The sequence below is a fragment of the Phycisphaeraceae bacterium genome, from assembly GCA_019636655.1.
In the GTDB taxonomy this organism is placed as follows: Bacteria; Planctomycetota; Phycisphaerae; order Phycisphaerales; family UBA1924; genus JAHBXB01.
In genome coordinates, this window is sequence record JAHBXB010000003.1 from 86,042 (window position 1) to 109,711 (window position 23,670).

Consider the following 23,670-nt stretch of genomic DNA (forward strand, 5'->3'; position numbering starts at 1 on the left):
GGTGCGTGATACCGCCATCGGTAGCAACGTGGCGAGCAGGAGACTCGTCGGACATGAGTCGATGGACCGTGCGAGTACGTGGTGACCAGAGTGTTGCTCTCGGGGACTGGCGTCGCGAACGGTGCTGGGTTGGCGAGTTCACGGTGCCGCTGTCGGAGCTTCTCTTGGACCAGGCGGCGCTGTCGCGGTGGGTGGGGGCGTGCTGGTAGAGTCGTATTGATGGACTCGAGTGTGTTCTGATCAGAGGAGCTTCATGAGAGTGGCCGTGGACATCGCTGACGATTTGGGCGCCGTGTGGCGGGCGATGAGCGGTTGGGATGCGGTGCTGGGTGACCGTCCGCAACGGCATCGAGCCGCTGCGGACGGAAGGTCTTCTCTTGTGTGCGACGACCAGAGGCTGCTCGCTTCGCTCGCGAGCCTCTGGCAACGTCCGTGCGCCCTTCGGGCGACGAGAAGGCAGACTGGGAAGGCTAATGTTGGGGCATGGCGATCCTGATTGACAAGACGAAGCGGGTGATCGTGCAGGGGATCACGGGGCGCGAGGGGCAGGCGCGGACGCGGTTGATGCTGGACTACGGGACGGCGGTGGTGGGGGGGGTGACGCCGGGGAAGGGGGGAACGGAGGTGCTGGGGGTGCCGGTGTTCGATTCGTGCGCGGAGGCGGTGAAGGCGCTGGGGCGGGTGGATGTGTCGGTGCTGTTCGTGCCCGCCGCGGGGATCAAGGCGGCGGCGCTGGATGCGATCCACGCGGGGGTGGGGATGGTGGTGCTGGTGGCGGATCGGGTGCCGGTGTGGGACGCGATGGAGATCGCGGCGGCGGCGGAGGAGAAGGGGTCGTCGTTCGTGGGGCCGAACACGCTTGGGGTGGCCAGCCCGGGGCAGGCGGTGGTGGGGATGATCGGCGGGCGGGCGGAATCGGCGCGGGAGTGGTTCAAGCCGCCGCTGGCGGGCGGGACGGGTGTGGGGATCGTGTCGAGGTCGGGGGGGATGTCGTCGAGCACGGCGTATTACCTGGGGCAGGCGGGGGTGAGGATCTCGTCGATCGTGCACATCGGGGGCGATGCGGTGCTGGGGCTGCGGATTCCGGATGTGGCGCTGATGTTCGAGGAGGATCCGGCGACGGACGCGATCGTGGTGTTCGGCGAGATCGGCGGGGGGCAGGAGGAGGAGTTGGCGGGGCTGATCAAGGAGGGGCGGGTGACGAAGCCGGTCGCCGCGTACATCGGCGGGAAGGCGGCGACGAGCGGGACACGGTTCAGCCACGCGGGGGCGATCATCGAGGGGGGCCGGGGCGGGCACGCGGGGAAGGTGGAGGCGTTGCGCGCGGCTGGGGCGACGGTGGTGGATGCGTTCGGCGAGCTGCCGGCGGCGGTGGCGGAGATGCTGCGGGCGCGGGGGAGCCGGAGCCTGATGAGCGATGCGGAGCGGAAGGCGGTGTGGACGACGGCGATCACGAAGATCGAGCCGAACACGGTGGCGGTGCGGGGGCACGACATCGCGGGGCTGATGGGGAAGGTGTCGTTCGGGGCGGCGGTGTACCTGATCCTGACGGGGCGGCTGCCGGATGAGCGGGTGGGGCGGCTGATGGATGCGATCCTGGTGTCGAGCATCGATCACGGGGCGACGCCGCCGTCGTGCCTGGCGGCGCGGACGGTGGCGAGCACGGGGGCGAGCCTGAGCCAGGCGGTGGCCGCGGGCGTGAGTTCGATCAACCGGCACCACGGCGGGGCGATCGAGGACGGGGCGAGGTTTTTGACGCGGGTGATCGAGGAGGCGGGGGCGAGCGGGCGGACGCTGGACGAGGTGGCGGCGGGGGAGGTGGCGAGGATCAAGGCGAGCGGGGAGCGGATCTCGGGGTTCGGGCACCGGGTGCACACGAAGGACCCGCGGACGGCGCGGCTGTTCGAGTTGGCGGCGGAGGCGGGGCTTGGGGAGACGGGGACGAGCCACATCGGGGCGGCGCGGGCCGTGGAGCGGGCATTCGCGGCGATCGGGCGGCCGCTGCCGATCAACGTGGATGGGGCGATCGGGGCGATCCTGGCGGACCTTGGGCTGGACCCCAGGGTGTACAACGGGATCTTCATCATCGCGCGGGCGCCGGGGCTGGTGGCGCACGTGGCGGAGGAGCAGTCGCGGGAGCGGCCGATGAGGCGGATCGACCCGGTGAACCATGCGTACGACGGGCCGGTGGCGGGGGCGCGGTGATGGAACGGGGTGTGGTGCGATGACGACGGCGATCCCGAGTCCGGCGGAGGTGCCGACGATTGAAACGGCGCGGCTGGTGCTGCGCCGGTGGTCGATGGACGATGTGGATGAGGTGGCGCGGATCTGCGCGATGAAGGTGATCGCGGAGACGACGTCGACAATTCCGCATCCGTACACGCGGGAGCATGCGGAGACGTTCCTGCGGGCGAGGACGGCGGGGGGGAACGAGGGGACGGCGGACCGGACGTACGCGTTCGCGGCGGAGTGGCGTGGGGAGAAGGGGCTGGCGGGGACGGTGGGGCTGCGGGTGGAGGATGCGCACGGGATGGCGGAGCTGGGGTATTGGGTGGCGCCGGAGCGGTGGAACCGTGGCGTGGCGACGGAGATGTCGGGGGCGGCCGTGCGGTTCGGGTTTGAGGTGCTGGGGTTGAGGCGGATCCACGCGGGGTATTACAAGAGGAACGCGGCGTCGGGGCGGGTGCTGGCGAAACTGGGGTTTGTGGAGGAGGGGTGCCGGCGGGGGCATGTGGTTCGCTTCGGGCGGGTGGAGGATCTGGTGGTGACGGGGCTGATGCGGGAGGAGTGGGACGCCGGGCGGGTGTGCTGAGTGCGCGGGTGGTGCGGGGGTTACCTCGCAGGAACAAGGTGATACCGACCGGCCGGACGGTCTGTAGCCGACCGACCGGTTGGTCGGTACGATCGGGTATGAAGCAGCGTCGGAAGAAGGCGACCGAGACGGCGGGCGCGAATCGCGATGCGATGCTGGACGCGGCCGAGGTGGTGGTGATCCGGGAAGGGATCGGCCGGCTGACGCTGGACGCGGTGGCGAAGCAGGCGAGGCTGAGCAAGGGCGGGTTGCTGCACCACTTCCCGACGAAGGATGCGCTGATCGACGGGCTCGTGCAGCGGCTGGTGGGTGCGTGGCGCGGGGAGTGCGAGGCGGCGATCGATCGTCAGCCGGCGGGGCCGGGGCGCGTGCCGCGGGCGTTCCTGGAGAACTGCCTGTCGTGCGCGGAGCGGTGGACGGAGACGATGCGTCGGCGGAGCTTCGTGCTGGTGGCGGCGCTGGCGCACGATCCGCGACGGGTGGAACCGCTGCGGCGGCTTCACCGGGAGTTGTCGGTGCGGATCGAGGCGGATGGGCTGCTGCCCGGGGTTGGGGAGGCGGTGCAGCTGGCCGTGGACGGGCTGTGGTACGACTGGCTCTTCGGGTTGACGGAACTGACGCCGCAGAAGTTGGCGGGGGTGCGGGCGGCGCTGGGGCGGCTGGTGGAACAATCGAGGCTGCCGGCGCGATCGAAGAGCGGACGGCGGCTGAGGGCGGCGGCGCGGAAGCGCGGGGCACGGGCACCGGGCGAGCGGGGCGGCGGGAAGCGTGACAGAGGCGTTGCGGGTCGGCGTGGGGTGAGGTAACGGGAGTCGAGCGTCTTGGGGTTGAGGCTGTGCACGGGCGATCCAGGGAAGCGGTCAGAACATGAAGCGATCATCACTGTTGGCGGGCGTGGCCGTGTTTGCGGGAATCGGGCTGGTGGGCGGCGGGCTGGCGCTGGTCAAGTACCGGGAGTTCAAGAAGGCGGCCGCGGAGTCGCACGCGTTCGAGCCTGCGCAGGCGGTGCAGGTGGTGGAGGCGAAAGAGGTGCAGTGGCGGCCGACGGCGGAGTTGATCGGGACGGTGATCTCGCTGCGGTCGGTGCGGGTGAGCAACGAACTGGCCGGGAGCATCAAGGAAGTGCGGTTTGAGTCGGGGTCGGTGGTGGAGGCGGGGCAGGTGCTGCTGGTGCTTGATGATTCGGCGGACCAGGCGGACCTTGCCGCGGCGAAGGCGAACGTGAGGGTGGCGGAGGCGAGCGTGTCGGTGGCGGATGCGAGGTTGAGCCTGGCCAAGTCGGAACTGGAGAGGATGGAGGGGGCGGTGAAGGCGCGGGCAGCGTCGGAGATGGACTACGACCGGTCGAAGTCGGAGCTGCAGCGGGCGGAGGCGGACCGAGACCGGCTGGTGGCGGAGATCGACCAGGCCAAGGCACGGGTGGCGCAGGTGCAGACGCGGCTGGACAAGATGGTGATCAAGGCGCCGTTCAAGGGGCGAGCCGGGCTGCGGCTGGTGCACGAGGGGCAGTATTTGGCGGAGGGGTCGAGCATCGTGCTGCTGGAGTCGATGTCCGACACGATCTACCTGGATTTCGCGGTCCCGCAGGAGTACCTGGCGCGGGTGCACCCGGGGCTGGCGGTGATGGCGACCAGCGATGTGCTGGGGCCGGAGCCGGTGCGGATCGAGGTGGTCGCGGTGGACGCGACGGTGAACAACGACACGCGGAACGTGCGGGTCCGAGCGGTGGTGCACAACGAGGATGAGCGTCTGCGGCCGGGGATGTTCATCAAGATCCGCGTGCCGGTGGAGGAGACCCGGGCGTACGTGGCGGTGCCGACGACGGCGGTGCGGAGGACGTCGTACGGCGACCAGGTGTTCGTGGTCAAAGCGGTTCCGGCGCCGGAGGGGGCTGCGCCGGGCGGGGGGCCCGGGGAGCAGCTCAGGGCGTCGCAGCGGTTTGTCAGGCTGGGGCCGATGGTGGGCGATGACGTGATCGTGCTGGAGGGGCTGTCGGTGGGGGACCCGGTGGCGGCGACGGGGTCGTTCAAGCTGCACGAAGGGGCATTGGTGAGCAGGGTCGAGCCGGGGACAGCGGCGGCGGGCGGGGCGCCGGTGGCGTCGAAGGAATCCGCGCAGCCGTGAGAGGACGCCAGCGATGAAATCGATAACGGACCTGTTCATCAAGCGGCCGGTGCTCGCCGTGGTGGTCAACCTGATCATCGTGGCGGTGGGGCTGCGGTGCATCACGGCGTTGCCGATCCGGCAGTATCCGCGGATCGAGTCGACGTCGATCGTGATCAACACGGTGTACATCGGGGCGAGCGCGGACACGGTGCGCGGGTTCATCACGACGCCGATCGAGCGGGCGGTGTCGGCGATCGACGGGGTGGACTACATCGAGAGTTCGAGCACGGCGGGGGTGAGCAGCATCACGGTCCGGCTGAAGCTGAACCACGACAGCAACGATGCGCTCGCGGAGATCGGCGCGAGGCTGAACCAGGTGAGGAGCGAGTTGCCGGCGGAGGCGGAATCGCCGGTCATCGAGATCCAGCGGGCGGACCGGCCGTTCGCGACGTTCTACATCAGTTTCACGAGCACGACGCTCGACCTGACGAGGCTGACGGAGTACCTCTCGCGCGAGGTGCAGCCGGAACTGGGGACGATCGAGGGGGTGCAGCGGTGCGGGGTCGAGGGTCCGCGGAACATCGCGATGCGGATCTGGCTCGACGAAGGTCTGATGACGGGCCTGGACGTGACGCCGACGGAGGTGTTCGAGGCGCTGAGGAAGAACAACTACCTCGCCGCGGTGGGTCACACCAAGAGCAAGGACGTGCAGATCGACCTGCTGACGAACACGGACCTGCGGACGCCGGCGGAGTTCGAGCGGCTGGTCATCCGGCAGCGGGAGGGGTCGATCGTCCGGCTGCGTGACGTGGCGAGGGTGGAACTGGGGAGCGAGGAGCCGACGGCGGAGGCGGGGTTCAACGACAGCCCGGCGATCTACCTGTCGATCTGGCCGCTGCCGCGGGCGAACGAGATCGAGGTGGCGACGCGGCTGAGGGCGGAGATGGAGCGGCTGCGGCCGTCGCTGCCGGCGGGCGTCGACATGAAGCTGGCGTACGACGGCACGTACTACATGCGCAACGCGCTGAAGGAGATCGGGAAGACGCTGGCGGAGACGATCGGGATCGTGGCGCTGGTGGTGTTCCTGTTCATGGGGTCGATCCGGACGGTGCTGGTGCCGCTGGTGGCGATCCCGATCTCGATCTGCGGGGCGTGCATCTTCATGGTCGTGTTCGGGTTCTCGCTGAACCTGCTGACGATCCTGGCTGTGGTGCTGTGCGTGGGGCTGGTGGTGGACGACGCGATCGTGATGGTGGAGAACGTGGAGCGGCACGTGCGGGAGGGGGACACGCGGGTCAACGCGGCGCTCAAGGGGGCGCGGGAGCTGTTTGCGCCGGTGGTCGCGATGACGATCACGCTGGCGGCGGTGTACGCGCCGATCGGGTTCCAGGGGGGGCTGACCGGGGTGCTGTTCAAGGAGTTCGCGTTCACGCTGGCGGCGGCGGTGGTGGTGTCGGGGATCGTCGCGATCACGCTGTCGCCGGTGATGAGCTCGGCGCTGGTGCCGGCGCACGGTCGGGAGACGCGGTTCACGCGGGTGGTGAACCGGCTGTTCGACCGCGTGCGGGGCGCGTACGCGCGGGCGCTCAATGTCACGCTGACGCTCCGGTGGACGATGGCGGTGGGGGCGGTACTGATCGCGCTTGGGGCGGCGCCGCTGTACATGTTCTCGGGGAAGGAACTGGCGCCGACGGAGGACGAGGGGGGGCTGTTCTTTGTGCTTCAGGCGTCGCCGGACTCGACGCTGGACGCCTCGCGCAAGGCGGTGTCGCAGGTGGCCAACTCGCTGGCGAGCCTGCCGGAAGCGAACTTCGTGTGGCGGGTGCTGATGTCGCCGTCGTCGGGGTTCGGCGGGATGCAGGCCAAGCCGTGGGACGAGCGGGACCGGACCACGGCGGAGATCCTGCCGGAGGCGTACGGGCGGGTATCGACGATCGCTGGGGTGCGGGCGATCCCCGTGCTGCCGCCGCCGCTGCCGGGGGCGGGGCAGTTCGACGTCGAGATGATCCTGACGAGCAGCGAGCCGCCGGAGCAGATGGCGGGGATCGCCGGTCAACTGGTCGGGGCGGCCTTCGGGACGAAGAAGTTCCTGTACGCGGACACGGACCTGAAGATTGACCTCCCGCAGACGCGGATCATCATCGATCGCGACAAGGTCGCGGACATGGGGCTGGACCTGTCGACGGTTGGCCGGGACCTGGCGGTGATGCTGTCGGGCGGGTATGTCAACCGCTTCAACTACGACGGGCGGAGTTACAAGGTGATCCCGCAGGTGGTTGATGCGAGCCGGGGGGCGCCGGAGGATGTGCTGCAGATGAAGATCCGAACGGGCGTCGGTGGCGGGCTGGTGAGCCTGTCCTCGTTCGTGCGGCTCGAGACGACGGCGGCGCCGCGCACGCTGAACCGGTTCCAGCAGCGCAACAGCGTGAAGATCTACGGGGTCGTGGGCCCGGGGGTTACCAAGGGGGAGGCGCTGTCGGCGCTGGAGGATGAGGCGAGGAAGATTCTGCCGCCGGGGTACGCGATCGACTACGCCGGCGAATCGAGGCAGCTCAGGACCGAGGGGTCGTCGCTGGCGGTGACGCTCGGGTTTGCGCTGGGGCTGATCTACCTCGTGCTGGCGGCGCAGTTCGGCAGTTTCCGGGATCCGCTGATCGTGCTGCTGGGGTCGGTGCCGCTGGCGATCACGGGGGCGCTGATCTTCACCTTCCTGGGGTGGACGACGATCAACATCTACTCGCAGGTGGGGCTGATCACGCTGGTCGGGCTGGTGGCGAAGAACGGGATTCTGATTGTCGAGTTCGCCAACCAGTTGCAGGAGCAGGGGCACGACAAGGCCGCGGCGGCGCGGGAGGCGGCGGTGACGCGCCTGAGGCCGATCCTGATGACGAGCGTGGCGACGGTGGTCGGGCACTTCCCGCTGGTGCTGGTGACCGGGGCGGGCGCTCTGTCGCGCAACAGCATCGGCATCATGCTGGTGACGGGGATGATCATCTCGACGGTGTTCACGCTGCTGTTTGTGCCGTCGATCTATGTCCTGATCGCCGGGAAACGGACGCCGCATCCGCATGCGGAGTCGGCGGAGGCGGGGGGCGTCTCGCACCACCCGGCGCGGGAGCACGTGCACGGGCCCTCGGCGCGGGGAATGCCGGCGGGGGTGGGGATCTAGGACGCGCGATCGTCCTGTCCGGGGACCCTGGAAAGGACCAGCCACGATTCATCGGGCTTGGCCTTGGCGCGGTCGGTGGAGCGGGGGGCGCCGTCATCGACCGAGAGCAGGGGGACCACACCCGCGGCTGGTTCCGCGATGGAGACGTGCACAATGCCATCGTGGAGCATGCGCTCGAAGTGACGGACTCCCTGCTGGGCACCGCCGTTGCCGTTCTCGCCCTTGGCGCGGGGGGCCTCGGGGAGGCCGACGAGGACGCGGTCCTTGCCGAGGGTCTTGGCGGCCCAGCGGCCGACGACCCGGTCGACGTCGTCGTTGCCGGTCCAGGCGAAGACCCAGCCGATCTCGTGCATCCGGACCATGTCGCCGAGTTGTTCGCCGTCGGTGGCGTCCGCGATGGCAACGGTGAGGCCGTCGCGCTTGGCGACCTCGCACCGGCGGGCGTTGGCGTCGATCAGGAGCACGGGGACCTTGGCGGCGACGAGGGCCCGGGCGGCTTCCCGGCCCAGGCCGTGGGCGCCGACGATCATGACGCCGCGAGGCGGGCCGGCGAGGACGCCGAGCGCCTTGCCGAGGGGCCAGGCGGCGACGGTGGCCCAGACCACGCTGACGATGATGATCGCGAAGACGACGATGTCGAGGCTCTGGGCCTGTGCGAGCCAGACGGCGCTTTCCTTGGTTCCGATGGACTCAAGACCGGCGCTGAGCCGCACGACGGCGAGGGCTGCGACGGAGGCGGCGACGATGCCGCGCGGGGCGAAGAGGCCGGCGAAGGCACGCTCACGCAGTTCGAGCTGCGTGCCGAGGGAGGCGACGGCGACTCCGACCGGGCGTACGAGCAGGAGGATGCCGCCGATGAACAGGACGTGCTTGTAGTTGAGTTGCGGGAGGCGGGTGATGTCCATCTGGGCGGCCAGGAGGACAAAGAGCATGCCGACGAGCAGGGTGGCGACCTGCTCCTTGAACTGGCGCACATCGGAGGTGGCGACGACGTGGGTGTTGGCGAGGATGACGGCCGCGATGGTGGCGGCTACCAGGCCGCCCTCGGCGGCGACCATCTCGCCGGCGCCGATGGCGAGCATGCACAGGCCGGTGGCGGCGACGTTGAGCGACGGGCCGTGGCGGCCGATGATCCTGAGCAGGCCGGCGCCGAGGATTCCGACCACGGCGCCGACGAGGAACCCGCCGCCGACGGGCATGGCCAGGCCGCGGACGACGTTGGGCCAGGCGCCCTCGAACGCGCCCTCGTAGTAGGCCAGGACCAGTTCAAGGGTGGAGACTGAGACGATGACGCCGATCGGATCGATGAGGATCGCCTCGGCGCTGAGGGCGGCGTGGAGATTGGGGCTGAGGCGTACCTGGCGGAGGATGGGCTGGATAACGGTGGGGCCGGTGACGATGACGATCGAGCCGAGGACCAGGCCGATCGGCCAGTCCATGCCGAGGATGTAGACGGCCAGCGCGGCGACGCCGAGCCAGGTGATCAGGGCGCCGATCGTGAGCAGGCCGAGGACGGCGCGGGGGGCGCGGCCGAGTTCGCGGCGATCGAGGTGGAGGCCTCCTTCGAAGACGAGCAGGCCGATTGAAAGGGCGACAAGGGCCCGGAACGTGTCGCCGATGCTGGCGGTGTCGACGAGCCCGAGGCCGGAGCGGCCGACGGCGACACCGGCGATGAGGAGCGGGAGGACGGAGGGGATGCGCAGGCGCGAGGAGACCGTGGAGATCAGGGCCCCGATCCCGAATGCCATCGCCAGAGATTGTGTCGCGGTCGACATGGCGGGCCAGTGTATCCGGCCGGTGGCTTGGGCTGATGACGGGGAGGGCCGTCCTGACGCAGCTGCGGAGCGCCGGTATGCTCAGGGCATGGCGCACACCACATCGGACATCGCGACACTGTTCCCGAATCTTGCGGACATCAAGGACGCCCGGCTGCGCGACGGGGTGGCGGCGGTCTGGAATGAGGCGCTGACCTCGGGGTGCGGCGGGAAGGGGTGGACGTTCGAGGAGATCCGGGCGATCCCGTTCACGCTGCTGGCGGGGAAGATCGACCTGAGGTTCGTGGAGCACCTGAACTCGTGCTGCAAGCAGTGCATCGCGATCGCGGGGGTGCTGAAGGAGGTGTTCGGCAGCCGCGTGCCGGTGAACCTGGATGTGCTGATCGCGGGGAGCCTGCTGGCGGACGTGGGGAAGATGCTGGAGTTCGACAAGGACGGATCGGGGCTGGTGGTCAAGGGGCACTACGGCGAGATGCTGCGGCACCCGTTCAGCGGGGTGGCGCTGTGCTACAAGCACGGGATCCCGGCGGAGGTGATGCACATCGTGGCGACGCACAGCCACGAAGGGGACAAGGTGGAGCGGACGATCGAGAGCTGGATCTTCCACCACGCGGATTTCGTGGACTTTGATATCGCGAAGGTGCTGGGGAAGCAGGCGGGGAAGTAGTGCGGGTGGGGCCGGCGGCCGGTCGCGTACTATCGGGTGTGTCTGTGCCGCTCCCGAGATTTCAGCAGTTGCTGGAGACGCCAGACGGCTGAGAACAGGAGGTCCGCATGGTCACCGGTGTGCACTCGATCATCTATGCGGCGGATGCGGAGAAGGCTCGCGCGTTTTTTCGAGACACCCTGGGCCTGTCGTGTATCGATGCAGGCGGGGGGTGGCTGATCTTCTCGCTGCCGCCGGCGGAACTGGGTGTGCACCCCGACGAGGATGGGTCGTCGCGGGGGCGGCACGAACTGTACCTGATGTGCGACGACGTCCACGCGACGGTGGCGGCGCTCAAGGACAAGGGCGTCGAGTTCACACGGCCGGTTTCCGACCAGGGGTGGGGGCTTCTAACGACGCTCCGCATCCCGGGCGGCGGTGAGATGGGGCTGTACCAGCCGAGGCATCCGCAGCCGCGGTCGTAGACGAAGGCGGCGGGCCTACCAGTTCTTCATAGGGATCGAGACGGCTCGCTCGTCGGCGCACTGTTGGGCGAGTTCGTAGCCGGCGTCGGCGTGGCGGAGGACGCCCATCGCGGGGTCGTTGGTGAGGACGCGCTCGAGTCGGCGGGCGGCCTCGGGGGTGCCGTCGGCGACGATGACCTGTCCGGCGTGCTGGCTGAAGCCGATGCCGACGCCTCCGCCGTGGTGGAACGAGACCCAGGAAGCGCCGCTCGCGACATTGACGAGGGCGTTGAGGATGGCCCAGTCGCTGATGGCGTCGGTGCCGTCGCGCATGGCCTCGGTCTCGCGGTTGGGAGAGGCGACCGAGCCGCAGTCGAGGTGGTCGCGTCCGATGACGATCGGGGCGGAGACGCGGCCGTCGGCGACGAGTTGATTGAAGAGCAGGCCGGCGAGGTGGCGTTCGCCGTAGCCGAGCCAGCAGATGCGGGCTGGGAGGCCCTGGAAGGCGACGCGGTCCTGGGCCATGGTGAGCCAGCGGTGGAGGTTGGCGTCGTTGGGGAAGAGTTTCCTGAGTTCGTCGTCGGTGGTGCGGATGTCCTTGGGATCGCCCGAGAGGGCGACCCAGCGGAAGGGGCCGCGGCCGACGCAGAACTGGGGGCGGATGTAGGCGGGAACGAAGCCGGGGAACTCGAAGGCGTCCTTGAAGCCGTGGTCGAAGGCCTGCTGACGGATGTTGTTGCCGTAGTCGAACGTGTGGGCGCCCCGGCGCTTGAGTTCGACCATGGCGCGGACGTGGCGGGCCATCGAGTCGAGGGAGAAGCGCTGGTAGTCCTCCGGCGAGACCATGCGGAGGACGTCGGCCTCGTCGATGGTCATCTGCATCGGGACGTAGGACATGGCGTCGTGGGCGCTGGTCTGGTCGGTGAGGGCGTCGGGGGTGATGTTCCGCTCGATGAGGCGTTCGAGGAGTTCCACGGCGTTGCAGTCGACGCCGACGCTGCGGGCGACGCCGCGGCGGGCGTAGTCGACGGCGGCATCGATGGCGGAGTCGACGCCCGGGACGATCTCGTCGAGGTAGCGGTCGTTCTGACGGCGGTAGAGGCTCTTGGGGTTCACATCGGCGATGAGGCAGACGCCGTCGTTCATCGTGACCGAGAGGGGCTGGGCCCCGCCCATGCCGCCGCAGCCGGCGGTGACGCACAGCCGGTTCTTGAGGGAGCCGCCGAAGTGCTGGCGGGCGCACTCGGCGAACGTCTCGAAGGTGCCTTGCAGGATTCCCTGGGTGCCGATGTAGATCCATGATCCGGCCGTCATCTGGCCGTACATGATCAGGCCCTTGGCGGCGAGTTCGTCGAACTTGGCCTGCGTCGCCCAGTGGGGGACGAGGTTGGAGTTGGCGATGAGGACGCGGGGGGCGTCGGTGTGGGTCTTGAGGATGCCGACGGGCTTGCCGGACTGCACCAGCAGCGTCTCGTCGGGCTCGAGGTTCTTGAGCGACTCGACGATCGCATCGAAGGCGGGCCAGGAGCGGGCAGCCTGGCCGCGGCCGCCGTAGACGACGAGCGCCTCGGGGTTTTCCGCGACAGCGGGGTCGAGGTTGTTCATGAGCATGCGCATGGCGGCCTCGGCCTGCCAGGTCTTGCATGTGCGCGTGCCGCCGCGGGGCGCGGTGATGGTGCGGCCGGAGCCTGGGGACTTCGGGGTGGATGAGCGGGCGATCGTGGTCATGGGGTGGATCTCCGCGGGAATGTGTGCGGTCTGCCCCCCTCAACCGTACCCCTGATGCGGTGCTGACACAAGGGGGCCTCCGCAATGACGCAGTGGATGATGGCGATGTTGAGCAAACGGAACGATTAGTCCGCGAAGTCGCCGCGCTCGATCATGGCCGCGATCTCGGCGATGTCGGGAGCGGGGGGGCGGTCGCGCTTCAGCGGCGGGACACGGGTGCGGATCATCGCATGGGCGCGTTCGACGGCGGCGCCGGAGCGGAGGGGGCGGTGGTGCTCGATGGCCTCGGCGGCGCAGAGCAGTTCGATGGCGACGACGTGGCGGGCGAGTTCGAGGGAGCGCTCGGCCTTGGCCGCGGCGCGGGGGCCGAAGGAGTTGTAGTCTTCCATGCCGGCGCTGGTGGAGATGTTGGCGACGCTCGCGGGGTTGGCGAGGCCGACCATCTCGTTGCAGCAGGCAGCGGCGGTGTACTGGGCGATCATCAGGCCCGAGTGCAGGCCTGGCTTCGGGCTGAGGTAGGCGGGGAGGCCGGCGTCGGGGTCGAAGGCGCCGAGCATGTGGTAGATGCGGCGCTCGGCGATGCCCGCAACGTGGCCGAGCGCGATCGAGAGGACGTCGAGCGGCAGGGCGATGGGCATGCCGTGGAAGTTGCCGGCGGAGACGATGTCGGCCTCGCGGCGCGGGGGGCGGCGGAAGACGAGCGGGTTGTCGGTGACGGCGCCGAGTTCCGCATCGATGTGGAAGCGGACGTACTGCGCCGCGTCCCACGCCGCGCCGAGGACCTGGGGGATGCAGCGGAGGGAGTAGGGATCCTGGACGCGCGGGTCGTTGACGCGGTGGGAGGGGATGATCTGGCTGGCGCGGAGGCGATCGCGCAGGCGGGCGGCGACGGCGGCCTGGCCGGGCTGGCAGCGGGCGTCGTGGACGCGTTCATCGAGGAAGGCATCGGTGGCGCGGCAGGCGTCGATGGACATCGCCGCGGCGGTGAGGGCGGCGGAGAAAAGGCGGTCGACGCCGATCATCAGCAGGGCGCCGCGGGCGGCCATGAGGTGCGTGCCGTTGATGAGGGCGAGGCCCTCCTTGGCCTGGAGCGAGAGCGGGGGGATGTGGGCGGCCTTGAGGGCCTTGGCGCCGGGCATGACCTTGCCGCGGAACTCGGCCTCGCCCTCGCCCAGGAGCACGAGCGCGATGTGGGCGAGTGGGGCGAGGTCGCCGGAGGCACCTACGGAGCCGATCTCGGGGACCACGGGCGTGACGCCGGTGGGGGGCGCATTGAGCATGGCGAGCAGCCGCTCGACCACGACCGGGCGGACGCCGGAGAGGCCGCGCGAGAGTGACGCGGCGAGGAGGAGCATCATGCCGCGGACGGTGGCTGTTGGCAGGGGGGTTCCGACGCCGGCGGCGTGGGAGCGGACGAGGTTGCGCTGGAGGTCGCTGAGATCCTTGTCGGGGATGCGCTGGCGAGAGAAGGAGCCGAAGCCGGTGTTGAGGCCGTAGTGCGGCTCGCCGTCGGAGATGCACGCTTCGAGGGCGGCTCGCGACTGGGCGAGGGCGGACCTAGCGGAGTCGCCGAGGCGCACGGGTGAGCCGGCGCGGGCGACCGAATCGACCAGGTCGGGGGTGAGCGGGGAGCCGTCGAGCGTGACCCCGCGGGCCCTTGAAGTGGGGCGGCGCGCGGGACGTGGGGATCTGGTTGTTCGGCGTTGGGGGGGCATTGGGTAGGGAGTGTCGCAGGGTTGCCCGGGCGAGGCAACTGTGTTCGCATCTCGGCTGGGGTGAATCCACTTCGGCGGCGGGCCGACTTAGAGTATGAGCATCCGCAGGCCGCCCGGCGGCGCATTGGAACACGGACACGCCCAGGCGCGGGAGGCCACGTGGAACAAACGGATTGTCGGGAGTCGGCGCAAGGGTGGCGGGTGTTCCGGGGACTGCGTCGGCGGTGGTTGGGCCGGTCGGCCGCAATCGCGATTGGCGCCGTGGTAGCCGCAGCGGCGCTGCCGGGGTGCGTGGCGCATTCGAACGCGGACAAGGCGAGACTGGCAGGGGGGACGCCGACGGTAGAGCCGATGGCGCCGACCGATTGGCCCGCGCGATCGACCGACGTGCTGCCGGACCTTGTCGATTCCATTCCCTCCGTGTTCACGATCACGGTGCAGTGGCGGCCGGAATCGGAGGATGAGGGCGCGGCCGAGGCGCCCGCGAAGGTGGTCGCCGAAGAATCGGGATCGACCAGCGAGTTCAAGACCGAGCGGATCCCGCTGGTGCGAGTGCTGGATGCTGGGATCTACGGGCAGGGGGTGTTCCTGCACCTGAAGCGGATCCAGACGCCGCCGGATGAGAAGCCGTCGCTGGAAAACGTCGGCGAGCGGTTTCGATTCGTGAGTTACCCGCCGGGGGCGCCGCCGCTGGCGTACCGCCCGCCGCGGCGGACGCGGGGCGGGCGGGAGGGGGCGCACATGCTGCGTCCGGACCCGTGGTCGGTGCTGCGGACCGGGGTGTTGATGCGGCTGTATGAGCCGGAGGGGCAGGTCAGGCCGCGGGGGCTGGTGGTGCACATCTGCTCGTACGGGGGGTTCAAGTTCGAGGAACCGATCGTGGCGGGGCTGCTGGAACAGGGGTGGGCGGTGCTACGCGTGGCGTCGCCGAACCTGCAGCCGCGGCGGCTGACGCGGTTGACGATCAAGAGCGAGGACGACATTGCCCCGGCGGCGAGGCGGGCGGCGAAGGTGGTGGATGAGCGGCTGTCGGAGCACGCGTACGCGGTGGAGTCGGCGCTCGACTACCTGAAGGAGCACCGGCCGGGTATCCCGCAGACGCCGCTGGTGCTGGCGGGGTACAGCGCGGGGTCGCTGGTAACGCCGGCGGTGGCCGCGCGGCTGGAGCGACCGATCGATGCCGCGGTGCTGGTGTGCGGCGGGGCGAACGTGCTGGACATCGCGCAGCGGAGCGAGCTGACCAACGGCGGGCTGGAGGTGAACTGGGGCGAGGGCCGCGGCGGGCCGGCGGACATCAAGCGGCTGAACGAGGCGTACCTGGAGGCGTCGAAACTGGACCCGTATTCGACGGCGCGGTTCCTGCGGTGGGTGCCGGTGCTGCAGGTGCACGCCGCGCAGGATGGGATCGTGCCGGCGTCGAGCGGCGACCTGCTGTACGAGCAACTGGGGAAACCGGAGCGGCGGACGTTCTGGTTCCTGGGGCACAAGGGCGCGTTCTGGCTGCTGCCGACGCAGGCGGGGGCGATCACGGAATGGATCGATCAGACGGTGCCGGCGGGGGCGAAGACGCCGGACGCGTAGGGCGTGGCGATGGGCAAAACAACCGAAAAGCCCCCCGCTGGCTGGGTCCGATAATACATGTTATGTAAAACTGACTGACGCGGTCTGAATCCTTGTCGTCACGGCCTTTGCGGCCACTCCATCGGATGCAGTTCCTAGCCCTTCCTTCCGCAAAAAAAACTGTCGCCAACCCTCCTGAACGTTGCGGCGGTACCCGACAGAGGACGTTTTAAGCGCCAACTCGAACCCGTCCTACCTGATCTTCGCCGGGCTGCGACGCTTCGGACGCGGAATCGGGTCTGGGAGGAAGACCACACGCACGCGGACCCTCGACACCGTCACATCAATGGTGTCGTTTAGAGCCCCATACACCCCGTACACACCTATTCCAATATCTTCCGACGCCTCTTCGGCAAACGCCTCCCACCGCAGCACACCCGAAAAATCAATTGGGTAGTCGTCCTTGGATGGCCCCCAAATGTTGCCCAGAATTACCATTCCCCTCTGCGCAGTAGTAATGCATACCTGAGCCTTCCCAATCGAGTTGTCGTCATTTGCCTTTATCAAGCCCGTCACGTGAAAAAACATTGTCCCCGATCGCTTGCAACCAATTGACAGTTTAGGTGCTATCGGTATTTCGAAAGGGCGGCCATGGCCATACGCTCCGCGGACTGGTGTGTCCGGTGCTTCGGCATCAATTGTCAACGGTTCCACCTCCCAGGCGATCTGAAAAAACTGGTCGGGCATCGCTTCATTATTGAGAATCCGCAATCGTTTGCCAATTGCAGTAGTGTCGGCCTCCATCAACTCCGCCGCTACCCTGCCACGCTCGACATACTGTTCTAAGCGGCGAATCAACTCGCCGCCTGCCGACGCATTCAGGTACTCGCCCATCCGCTCGTTCGCCATTGCAACGACGCGATCCTTCAATATTGCATTTCCGAACAAGAGCACCAACGCGGCCACCAGTACGCCAGCAACAGAAACGGCTATCAGGCTATTGCGAAAAATGCTCAACGCTTCATCCCGTTTGCCATCCGCTATAGCGATGGCGCGCAACTCCGCCCTTAACAGAGCATCTTCTACGGCACGATCACTGGCCGCCTTCAGCTCCTCTTTCGAGACTACCGAGAGCGGGGCGCTATTAACGCTACTACTTGGGTCGCCAGAAATGCCTAGAGTGAGCGATATACATATGCCAATAAATACAACGGCTATAAGCCTACAACGACCCTGGTACACCATGTGGCCAACTCCTAAACTCTATTCCGCAGCCATAATTATCACTTTCCTCGACGAGCACGCGGGCCCCACAAGCCTGGCCTGCCAGCATTGGCTCGAAATGGCGCGTCCATCAGCTCATCAATCGGCACAAAAACGTCGCTCTGCAAACCCCCTGGCATGCCAGTTATCGCTGTCAATCTACCATCTTCAAGCAGTGACTGCACACGCCGTCGTGTAACACCAAGGATGCGTGCGGCCACAATAACAGGCACGACGCCTCCGGGGTGGCGGCACATGATCTGACGCCACCAGGCGAGGGCGGCGTGACGGTTGCGGAGTTGGTCAACGTCGCGTGAGTCGTACATCTCGCCTTTCAGCAGGTTCGTCCCGTCCAGTGGGCCATCGAGGCCCACCAGGGACCGCCCCCCGGTCCCCCGGCCCCCCCGAGGGCCCACCGGTCATTGAACCACTGCCCTACTGGGTTTCGCCGGGAAACCGGCGCCGACGGTCGGCCCGACCTCGCAGCCACCAGCCCACCGCCGCCGACACATAGAGCGCCACGAACGCCACGATGCACGCGATGACCGTCGCGAGAACCGCTTGCACGGGTGCCGCCGTGAACTCGAACGATTGGTGTGTCGTCCACCAGTTGCGCATCAGATCCGATCTCGAAGGCAATCGGCGTTCCGGGACATCGGAACGCCGCGAACAACAAAGGCCCACCGATGGCTTTCGCCAAGGGCGGGCTTCCTACTCATCACCACGACGCGGCCCAACATCAGGACCGTCCGCAACGACGCGGACGGCCTGGACCATCAGCATAATCGAATAGTGCTCGCTGGTCGAGGATTGCAAGTATGTTGGGGGTTGCGTCTTGCGCCACGCTTGAGGCTCAATCCCGCGGCGGGTTGTCGCCCATCCGTTTCAGCACCGCCTCGAAGTTCTGGTCAACCCCCGTCTTCTCGTCGCCGAGCTGGAACTCGAGGCGGTCGCCCTTGAGGCGGAGGCGGATGGGTTCGAGGCTCATGTCGCCGGGGTCGTGGATGTCCTCGTGCCAGATGGCCTCGCCGCGGAGTTCGCCGTCTTCGATCGTGGCTGAGCGGAGCGCGAAGGACTGTGTGATCTCGCGGCCGAAGGTGATGACGCCGTGGGTGATGCGGAAGTCGGCGAAGGCGTCCTCGTTGCCCTCGAGGATCTGCCGCAGCAGCACCTGGCGGTCGGGGTCGGGCTCGGCGGCGAGGTCGGCCCGCAGGGCCTGGAAACTCTCCTCCGCGATGAGTTGGTAGCGGCCGTCGAAGGTGGGCGTGGCGATGGGCGATCGCGTCGGGTCGCCGTATCCGGGGTCGCAGCCGGCGAGAGCGGCGAGGCTGAGGAGGGCGCCGGCGATCGGGGCGCGGAGTTCCATGGCCCGGGTATACCCGGCGCGGCGGGGATGGTGCAAGGCTTGTGGGCGAGAACGCGGTCTGACGCCACCAGGCGAGGGCAGCGTGACGGTTGCGGAGTTGGTCAACGTCGCGCGAGTCGTACAACACGCGCGTTTCCGCAAGTTCGCCCCGGCCGGTGGCCAGTTGGCGCCGATGATCGGCCCAACACTGAGAATGCACGTGTTCCAAATTACAAGCACGGTAATGCCCATTGTGGGCTGAAAACGTGGCCAGCGCATTCTCCCCAGAGGCTGGCATCAGGGCGCTGGTCAGGTCAGGCGGAGTTCCATCCACCGGGTGCCGGGGACGGGGTCGGCGTTGTAGGCGGGGATGTCGGTGAAGCCGAGTGATTGGTACAGGGCGGCCGCGGCGGTCATGGATTCGCCGGTGTCGAGGCGCATGGCGTGGTAACCGATGCGCCGGGCTGCGGCGAGGGAGGCTTGGGCGAGGAGGCGGCCGACGCCCCGGCCGCGGTGGGCGGGGTGGACGTACATGCGCTTCATCTCGCAACGGGCGGGGCCGGAGTCGCCAGTGTCCAGCGGACGGATGGCGACGCAGCCGATGGGCTTGGCGCCATCGAACGCGATGAGGATCTCGCCGCGGGGCGGGGCGTAGGCGCCGGGGAGCGAGGCGAGTTCGGCCGCGAACTGCTGGTGCTCAAGGCTCCGGCACTCGGCGGTGTGGGCGAGGGAATCGGCGTAGTCGCGGCAGAGGGCGGCGAAGGCGTCGATGTCGGCGCGGGTGGCGGCGGCGCGGACCACCGGGGGGCCCCCGCTCGCGTTCCCGCCTCGTGCCGCTACATCGCCAGGGCCTGTTTGCATGCGGCGAGCACCTCTTCACGCTTGACGAGCGAGCCCTTGCCCGGGTCGTTTCGGCGCTTGAACTCGATGGACCCCTCGGCCAGGGGCTTGTCGCCGACGGTGAGGCGGATCGGGATGCCGACAAGGTCGGCGTCCTTGAACTTGACGCCGGGGCGTTCGTCGCGGTCGTCGATGAGGACGTCAAAGCCCGCGGCGGCGAGGTCGGCCGCGGCTTGGCGGGCGGCGTCCATCTGCTCCGGGGCGTCGGGCTTCATGACGGAGATGAGGACGTGGTAGGGCGCGATCGCCGCGGGCCAGATGATGCCGTTCTCATCGTGGCTCATCTCGACGCAGGCGGCCATGGTTCGGCTGACGCCGATGCCGTAGCAGCCCATGATGACGCTGCGCTTCTGCTGCTTGTCGTCGAGGATGGAGAAGCCCATGGCGTCGGAGTACTTGGTGCCGAGTTTGAAGATGTGGCCGACCTCGATGCCGCGGGCGGTTTCGAGTTTGGCGCCCGGGGCGCGCGGCGAGGGGTCGCCGGCGACGGCGTTGCGGACGTCGGCGACCTTTACATAACCCGGGTCGGCCAGTTTGGCGCCGACGTCGCGCTTCCAGTTGAAGTGCTTGACGTGGTAGTCGGGCTTGTCGCTGCCGGTGGCCCAGAAGCCGCCCTGGGCGGCGTCGGGGTCGATGAGCAGGAGCGTGCCGGGGATGGTGTTCACGACGCGGGGGCTGACGTAGCCGATGGCGAAGCCGGCGGCGCGGGCGGCCTTCTCGTCGGCGAGGGCGACGGCGCAGCCGCTGGCGATCTTGACCTTGCCCTCGTTGACATCCTGGTCGCCGCGGACGACGGCGAGGACCCACTGGACCCCCCCGCCTCCACCACTTGCTCCCGCCCCCCCACTGCCACCGCCCGCGGGCTGTGTGACCTGGAAGACGAGGGTCTTGAGCATCCGGTTGGGCTTGACGCCCATGGCCTTGCCGACTTCGTCGATGCCGGGGAGGTTGGGGGTGTGGACCTCGGTGAGTTCGCCGGTGGCGGGGGCGTCGAGGGTCGACTCCCGGGGCCCGATCTCGCACTTCTCGACGTTCGCCGCGTAGCCGGAGACGGGGCACTTGAGGATGGTGTCCTCACCGCTGGCGCAGTTGACCATGAACTCGTGGGAAGCGGAGCCGCCGATGGGGCCGGACTCGGCCTCGACGACGGTGAAGTCCAGGCCGCAGCGGCGGAAGATGTTGACGTACGCGGCGTACATGGCGTCGTACGCCTCGTTGAGGCCGCCGGGGCCCTCGATGGCGAGGTGGAAGGTGTACGCATCCTTCATGATGAACTCGCGGCAGCGGAGCAGGCCGGAGCGGGGGCGGGCCTCGTCGCGGTACTTGGTCTGGATCTGGAAGAGGCTGACGGGGAGGGACTTGTAGGAGGTGACCGCGGACTTCACGAGTTCCGTGATGGGCTCTTCGTGGGTGGGGCCAAGGGCGGCGACGGCGCCCTTGCGGTCGGTCACCTTGAAGAGGAGGTCGCCGTAGTCGACGTCGCGCCGGGTGCCGGCGTACAGGTCGATCGGGAGGAGGGCGGGAAGGAGGAGTTCGCTGGAGCCGGCGGCTTCCATCTCCTCGCGGATGATCTGGGAGACCTTGCGGAGGGTGCGGCAGGCCAGCGGGAGGTAGTCATAGATGCCGGCGCCCAGCTTGCGGATGTAGCCAGCGCGGCTGAGGAGGATGTGGCTGGGGGATTCGGCGTCGGCGGGCGCTTCGCGGGTGGTCGGAATGAGCGTCTGGCGCCAGGAATGGATGCTGCCGCGGGCGGCGGCCTGGGTGGTCGTCGTCATAGGGCGGCATGGTAGCCGTGGGGATGTGGAAGGCTGCGTGAGGGAAGCCTGCGTGAGCGAGGGCGAGGCCCCCACTTCCCCCGCACGCTCTCCCGCCACTCCCGAGGCGATCAGACCTGCCGGCGGGCGGGATCGAGGCCTGAAGCAACGGAGACCGAGCCGCCGGCATCACCGAGGCCGAAGGCGTCGTGAACCGTGCGGAGGGCACGCTCGCCATCGTCGTGGGGCAGGAGGCAGGAGATGCGGATCTCACTGGTGGTGATGTTGGCGATGCGGATGCGGGCCTGGGCGAGGGCGTCGAACATCGTGGAGGCGACGCCGGAGTTGGACCGCATGCCGACGCCGACGGCGGAGACCTTGCAGAGGCTCAGATCGATGGTCGGTTCAGGGGAGCCGAGCTCCGCCGCGGCCATCTTCAGGAGCGTGTTGACGTCGCTGAGGTCGGCGCGGTCGACGGTGAGGGCGATCTCGACTTCGCCGGAGAGGGGTTCGCCGGCGGTGGGCGTGGCGGTCTCGGTCTGGATGATGTCGTCGACGGAGATGCCCGCGGCGGCGATGGGCCGGAAGAGTTCGGACTGGATGCCCGGTCGGTTGGGCAGGCGGGTCATGGTGACCCGGCCGATGTCCTTCTTCAGCACGACGGATGAGACCGAACGACTTTCCATGCACTCAGATTCCGGGCAGATCAGCGTGCCGGGGCCGACGCGGCCCGAGTGGAGCACCCTGATGGGGACACTGTAGTTCTTGCCGAGTTCGACGGCGCGGAGGTGCATGACCTTGGCGCCCAGGGAGGCGGCTTCCATCATCTCGTCGTAGGAGATCTTCTGCTTCAGGATGGCGTTCGGGACCAGGCGGGGGTCGGCGGTGTAGACGCCGTCGACGTCGGTGTAGATCTCGCACTCGTGGGCATTGAGGGCGGCGGCGAGGGCGACGGCGGTGGTGTCCGAGCCGCCGCGGCCGAGGGTGGTGATCTCGCCGTCGTCGGTGGTGCCCTGGAAGCCGGCGACAACGGGGATACGGCCGGCGGCGAGTTCGCGGTCGAGACGGTCGCGGTCGACCGAGCGGATGCGGGCGCGGCTGTGGGCGGGCTCGGTGCGGATGCCGGCCTGGGCGCCGGTGAGGCTGATGGCAGGGAAGCCGAGTTCGTTGAGGGTCATCGCCATGAGGGCGATGGAGACCTGCTCACCGGTGGCGAGGAGCTGGTCGAGTTCACGCTTGGCGGGGCTGGACGAGATGCGGTCGGCGAGCGAGAGCAGGTCGTCGGTGGAATCGCCCATCGCGGAGACGACGACGATGACGTCGTGCCCGGCGCGTTTGGCGGTGATGGCTCGCTGGGCGCAGCGGCGCATGCGGTCGGGATCGGCCACGGAGGATCCGCCGAACTTCTGGACGACAAGGCTCACTGGCGCGCACTCCTTTGCGAGGCTCCAGGCGGGTGGGTCGTCGGGCCGCCGGAAGGCTGAGACGTTAGGCGGGCGGGGACGTGGATTGCAGGGTCGGCGCTGCGCGCCGCGGTGTTTTGCGGGTCGAACCGGGGAAGAGGGGCCGGGGCGAGGCGCTCCAGGGCGGCGAGGTGACGCCGGCACCGGGCGCAGGCACGGCACGGGGCCGGGCCGTCCTGCTCGCACCACCAGCAGGCCCACAGGGGGGCGTCCATGTCGATCGCGAGGTCGGTCAACTGGAGGTCGGTGAGGTCGACATAGGGGACTTCGACGCGGATGGGGAGGCCGTCGACCGCGGCCAGGTGGCCGATGAGCAGGGCTCGATCGCAGGTCTCGGCGATCGCGGTGAGGTTCAGGGCCGAGGGATCCTGGGGATTCGGGGCGTTGGCGGAGGCGTCATCGCCGTCGGGCTCGGAGCCGGGGAGTTCGCCGGCGTGGATCGGCCAGATGATGCGGGTCAGGCGGTGCTCGTGGGCCGCGGCGAGGGCGGCGAGGAGCATGCGGGAGAGGGCCAGGCCGGGCGGGGCGGCCGCAGGGGCGGGAGGGGTGGGGTCGCCACCGATGAAGGGGATCGCGGCGAGGGTGGCCTGGGTGCGGGCGCTGCGCTCCGCCGCGGCGGTGGAGAGCCAGGGGGTGTAGGGGCTCGGGGGTGGCCTCCAGGCGACCGAGGTGGAGCCCGGGGCCTCTCTCTCGGGGTTGGATCGGCGGAGGGAATCACCCCATGTCGCCACGAGGCCGCCGAGGCTGCCGTCGGTGATGATGAGGGCGGGCGTGGAGGGGGGCACTCGGTTGGATGATCGGCCGGTTGGCGGGGCGGGCTGCAAGAGTGGGCGGAGGGCATCAAACAGGCCGGCAAGTGCGTCGTTGATATAGCTGTGATGGAGGTGCGCACGGAGCGAAAACGGGCCAAGTGCTTCCTTGCCGCCATCAGCGTCGAGTTCCACGGGCATTAGTAGACGCGCGCGTCCGT

At 68.7% G+C, this 23,670-nt stretch carries 18 protein-coding genes; 8 read left to right on the forward strand and 10 right to left on the reverse strand.

Annotated elements, in window-relative coordinates:
* The first annotated feature begins 483 nt into the window (after positions 1 to 483).
* The 5 genes from KF745_10260 to KF745_10280 all read left to right on the forward strand — a co-directional run bounded on the left by KF745_10260 (position 484) and on the right by KF745_10280 (position 8,087).
* Complete coding sequence (locus KF745_10260) at positions 484 to 2,205, forward strand: citryl-CoA lyase (protein MBX3358802.1); 1,722 nt, start codon at positions 484 to 486, stop codon at positions 2,203 to 2,205.
* 19 nt (positions 2,206 to 2,224) lie between these two features.
* A complete protein-coding gene (locus tag KF745_10265; GenBank protein MBX3358803.1) occupies positions 2,225 to 2,812 on the forward strand; it encodes a GNAT family N-acetyltransferase in 588 nt (195 codons plus the stop codon).
* A 98-nt stretch (positions 2,813 to 2,910) separates the two neighbouring features.
* Positions 2,911 to 3,618 (forward strand): TetR family transcriptional regulator, encoded by a 708-nt coding sequence (locus tag KF745_10270; protein ID MBX3358804.1) that lies wholly within the window; start codon positions 2,911 to 2,913, stop codon positions 3,616 to 3,618.
* A gap of 61 nt (positions 3,619 to 3,679) precedes the next feature.
* Positions 3,680 to 4,936 carry an efflux RND transporter periplasmic adaptor subunit gene (locus tag KF745_10275; protein MBX3358805.1) on the forward strand — a complete coding sequence of 419 codons (1,257 nt, stop codon included), beginning with the start codon at positions 3,680 to 3,682 and terminating at the stop codon, positions 4,934 to 4,936.
* A 13-nt stretch (positions 4,937 to 4,949) separates the two neighbouring features.
* Positions 4,950 to 8,087, forward strand: a complete 3,138-nt coding sequence (locus KF745_10280; protein MBX3358806.1) for an efflux RND transporter permease subunit — start codon at positions 4,950 to 4,952, stop codon at positions 8,085 to 8,087.
* Here KF745_10280 and KF745_10285 read toward each other — a convergent pair.
* Positions 8,084 to 9,862 carry a sodium:proton antiporter gene (locus KF745_10285; protein MBX3358807.1) on the reverse strand — a complete coding sequence of 593 codons (1,779 nt, stop codon included), beginning with the start codon at positions 9,860 to 9,862 and terminating at the stop codon, positions 8,084 to 8,086. The two genes, KF745_10280 and KF745_10285, sit on opposite strands and share 4 nt — an antisense overlap.
* Before the next feature lie 88 nt (positions 9,863 to 9,950).
* Here KF745_10285 and KF745_10290 point away from each other — a divergent pair, with 88 nt between their 5' ends.
* Entirely contained in the window at positions 9,951 to 10,529 is a 579-nt protein-coding gene (locus KF745_10290; GenBank protein MBX3358808.1) for an HDIG domain-containing protein, read from the forward strand.
* A gap of 107 nt (positions 10,530 to 10,636) precedes the next feature.
* Positions 10,637 to 10,993 carry a VOC family protein gene (locus tag KF745_10295; GenBank protein ID MBX3358809.1) on the forward strand — a complete coding sequence of 119 codons (357 nt, stop codon included), beginning with the start codon at positions 10,637 to 10,639 and terminating at the stop codon, positions 10,991 to 10,993.
* Between the two features lie 15 nt (positions 10,994 to 11,008).
* Here the strand turns inward: KF745_10295 and hutU are convergent, their stop codons facing one another.
* Together hutU and hutH are read right to left on the reverse strand one after the other, a co-directional pair.
* Positions 11,009 to 12,700 (reverse strand): urocanate hydratase, encoded by a 1,692-nt coding sequence (hutU, locus tag KF745_10300; GenBank protein ID MBX3358810.1) that lies wholly within the window; start codon positions 12,698 to 12,700, stop codon positions 11,009 to 11,011.
* Between the two features lie 125 nt (positions 12,701 to 12,825).
* Positions 12,826 to 14,415, reverse strand: coding sequence for a histidine ammonia-lyase (gene hutH / locus KF745_10305; protein ID MBX3358811.1), 1,590 nt, complete (start codon positions 14,413 to 14,415; stop codon positions 12,826 to 12,828).
* Between the two features lie 261 nt (positions 14,416 to 14,676).
* On the opposite strand from hutH, the gene KF745_10310 reads away from it, so the two are divergent.
* Positions 14,677 to 15,996, forward strand: a complete 1,320-nt coding sequence (locus KF745_10310) for a prolyl oligopeptidase family serine peptidase (protein MBX3358812.1) — start codon at positions 14,677 to 14,679, stop codon at positions 15,994 to 15,996.
* Positions 15,997 to 16,227: 231 nt separating this feature from the next.
* Here KF745_10310 and KF745_10315 read toward each other — a convergent pair whose 3' ends face one another.
* From KF745_10315 to KF745_10345, 7 genes are all read right to left on the reverse strand, one after another.
* Positions 16,228 to 17,220, reverse strand: coding sequence for a hypothetical protein (locus tag KF745_10315; GenBank protein MBX3358813.1), 993 nt, complete (start codon positions 17,218 to 17,220; stop codon positions 16,228 to 16,230).
* 453 nt (positions 17,221 to 17,673) lie between these two features.
* Positions 17,674 to 17,877: a hypothetical protein gene (locus KF745_10320; GenBank protein ID MBX3358814.1), complete on the reverse strand. Its 204-nt coding sequence runs from the start codon at positions 17,875 to 17,877 to the stop codon at positions 17,674 to 17,676.
* Between the two features lie 214 nt (positions 17,878 to 18,091).
* Positions 18,092 to 18,604 (reverse strand): hypothetical protein, encoded by a 513-nt coding sequence (locus tag KF745_10325; GenBank protein MBX3358815.1) that lies wholly within the window; start codon positions 18,602 to 18,604, stop codon positions 18,092 to 18,094.
* Between the two features lie 288 nt (positions 18,605 to 18,892).
* Positions 18,893 to 19,444 (reverse strand): GNAT family N-acetyltransferase, encoded by a 552-nt coding sequence (locus KF745_10330; protein ID MBX3358816.1) that lies wholly within the window; start codon positions 19,442 to 19,444, stop codon positions 18,893 to 18,895.
* The gene (locus tag KF745_10335) at positions 19,420 to 21,258 is read right to left on the reverse strand and encodes a proline--tRNA ligase (protein MBX3358817.1); all 1,839 of its coding nucleotides are present in this window, start codon (positions 21,256 to 21,258) and stop codon (positions 19,420 to 19,422) included. Before KF745_10335 ends, KF745_10330 begins: the two co-directional genes overlap by 25 nt.
* 110 nt (positions 21,259 to 21,368) lie before the next feature.
* The gene (locus tag KF745_10340) at positions 21,369 to 22,661 is read right to left on the reverse strand and encodes an aspartate kinase (protein ID MBX3358818.1); all 1,293 of its coding nucleotides are present in this window, start codon (positions 22,659 to 22,661) and stop codon (positions 21,369 to 21,371) included.
* Positions 22,658 to 23,485, reverse strand: a complete 828-nt coding sequence (locus KF745_10345; GenBank protein ID MBX3358819.1) for a hypothetical protein — start codon at positions 23,483 to 23,485, stop codon at positions 22,658 to 22,660. Before KF745_10345 ends, KF745_10340 begins: the two co-directional genes overlap by 4 nt.
* Between the last annotated feature and the right edge of the window lie 185 nt (positions 23,486 to 23,670).

Bases quoted from the DNA above. Each gene is read 5' to 3' on its own strand.
- KF745_10260 (MBX3358802.1), top strand. From the start codon at position 484: ATGGCGATCCTGATTGACAAGACGAAGCGGGTGATCGTGCAGGGGATC.
- KF745_10265 (MBX3358803.1), top strand. From the start codon at position 2,225: ATGACGACGGCGATCCCGAGTCCGGCGGAGGTGCCGACGATTGAAACG.
- KF745_10270 (MBX3358804.1), top strand. From the start codon at position 2,911: ATGAAGCAGCGTCGGAAGAAGGCGACCGAGACGGCGGGCGCGAATCGC.
- KF745_10275 (MBX3358805.1), top strand. From the start codon at position 3,680: ATGAAGCGATCATCACTGTTGGCGGGCGTGGCCGTGTTTGCGGGAATC.
- KF745_10280 (MBX3358806.1), top strand. From the start codon at position 4,950: ATGAAATCGATAACGGACCTGTTCATCAAGCGGCCGGTGCTCGCCGTG.
- KF745_10285 (MBX3358807.1), bottom strand. From the start codon at position 9,862: ATGTCGACCGCGACACAATCTCTGGCGATGGCATTCGGGATCGGGGCC.
- KF745_10290 (MBX3358808.1), top strand. From the start codon at position 9,951: ATGGCGCACACCACATCGGACATCGCGACACTGTTCCCGAATCTTGCG.
- KF745_10295 (MBX3358809.1), top strand. From the start codon at position 10,637: ATGGTCACCGGTGTGCACTCGATCATCTATGCGGCGGATGCGGAGAAG.
- hutU (MBX3358810.1), bottom strand. From the start codon at position 12,700: ATGACCACGATCGCCCGCTCATCCACCCCGAAGTCCCCAGGCTCCGGC.
- hutH (MBX3358811.1), bottom strand. From the start codon at position 14,415: ATGCCCCCCCAACGCCGAACAACCAGATCCCCACGTCCCGCGCGCCGC.
- KF745_10315 (MBX3358813.1), bottom strand. From the start codon at position 17,220: ATGGTGTACCAGGGTCGTTGTAGGCTTATAGCCGTTGTATTTATTGGC.
- KF745_10325 (MBX3358815.1), bottom strand. From the start codon at position 18,604: ATGGAACTCCGCGCCCCGATCGCCGGCGCCCTCCTCAGCCTCGCCGCT.
- KF745_10330 (MBX3358816.1), bottom strand. From the start codon at position 19,444: ATGCAAACAGGCCCTGGCGATGTAGCGGCACGAGGCGGGAACGCGAGC.
- KF745_10335 (MBX3358817.1), bottom strand. From the start codon at position 21,258: ATGACGACGACCACCCAGGCCGCCGCCCGCGGCAGCATCCATTCCTGG.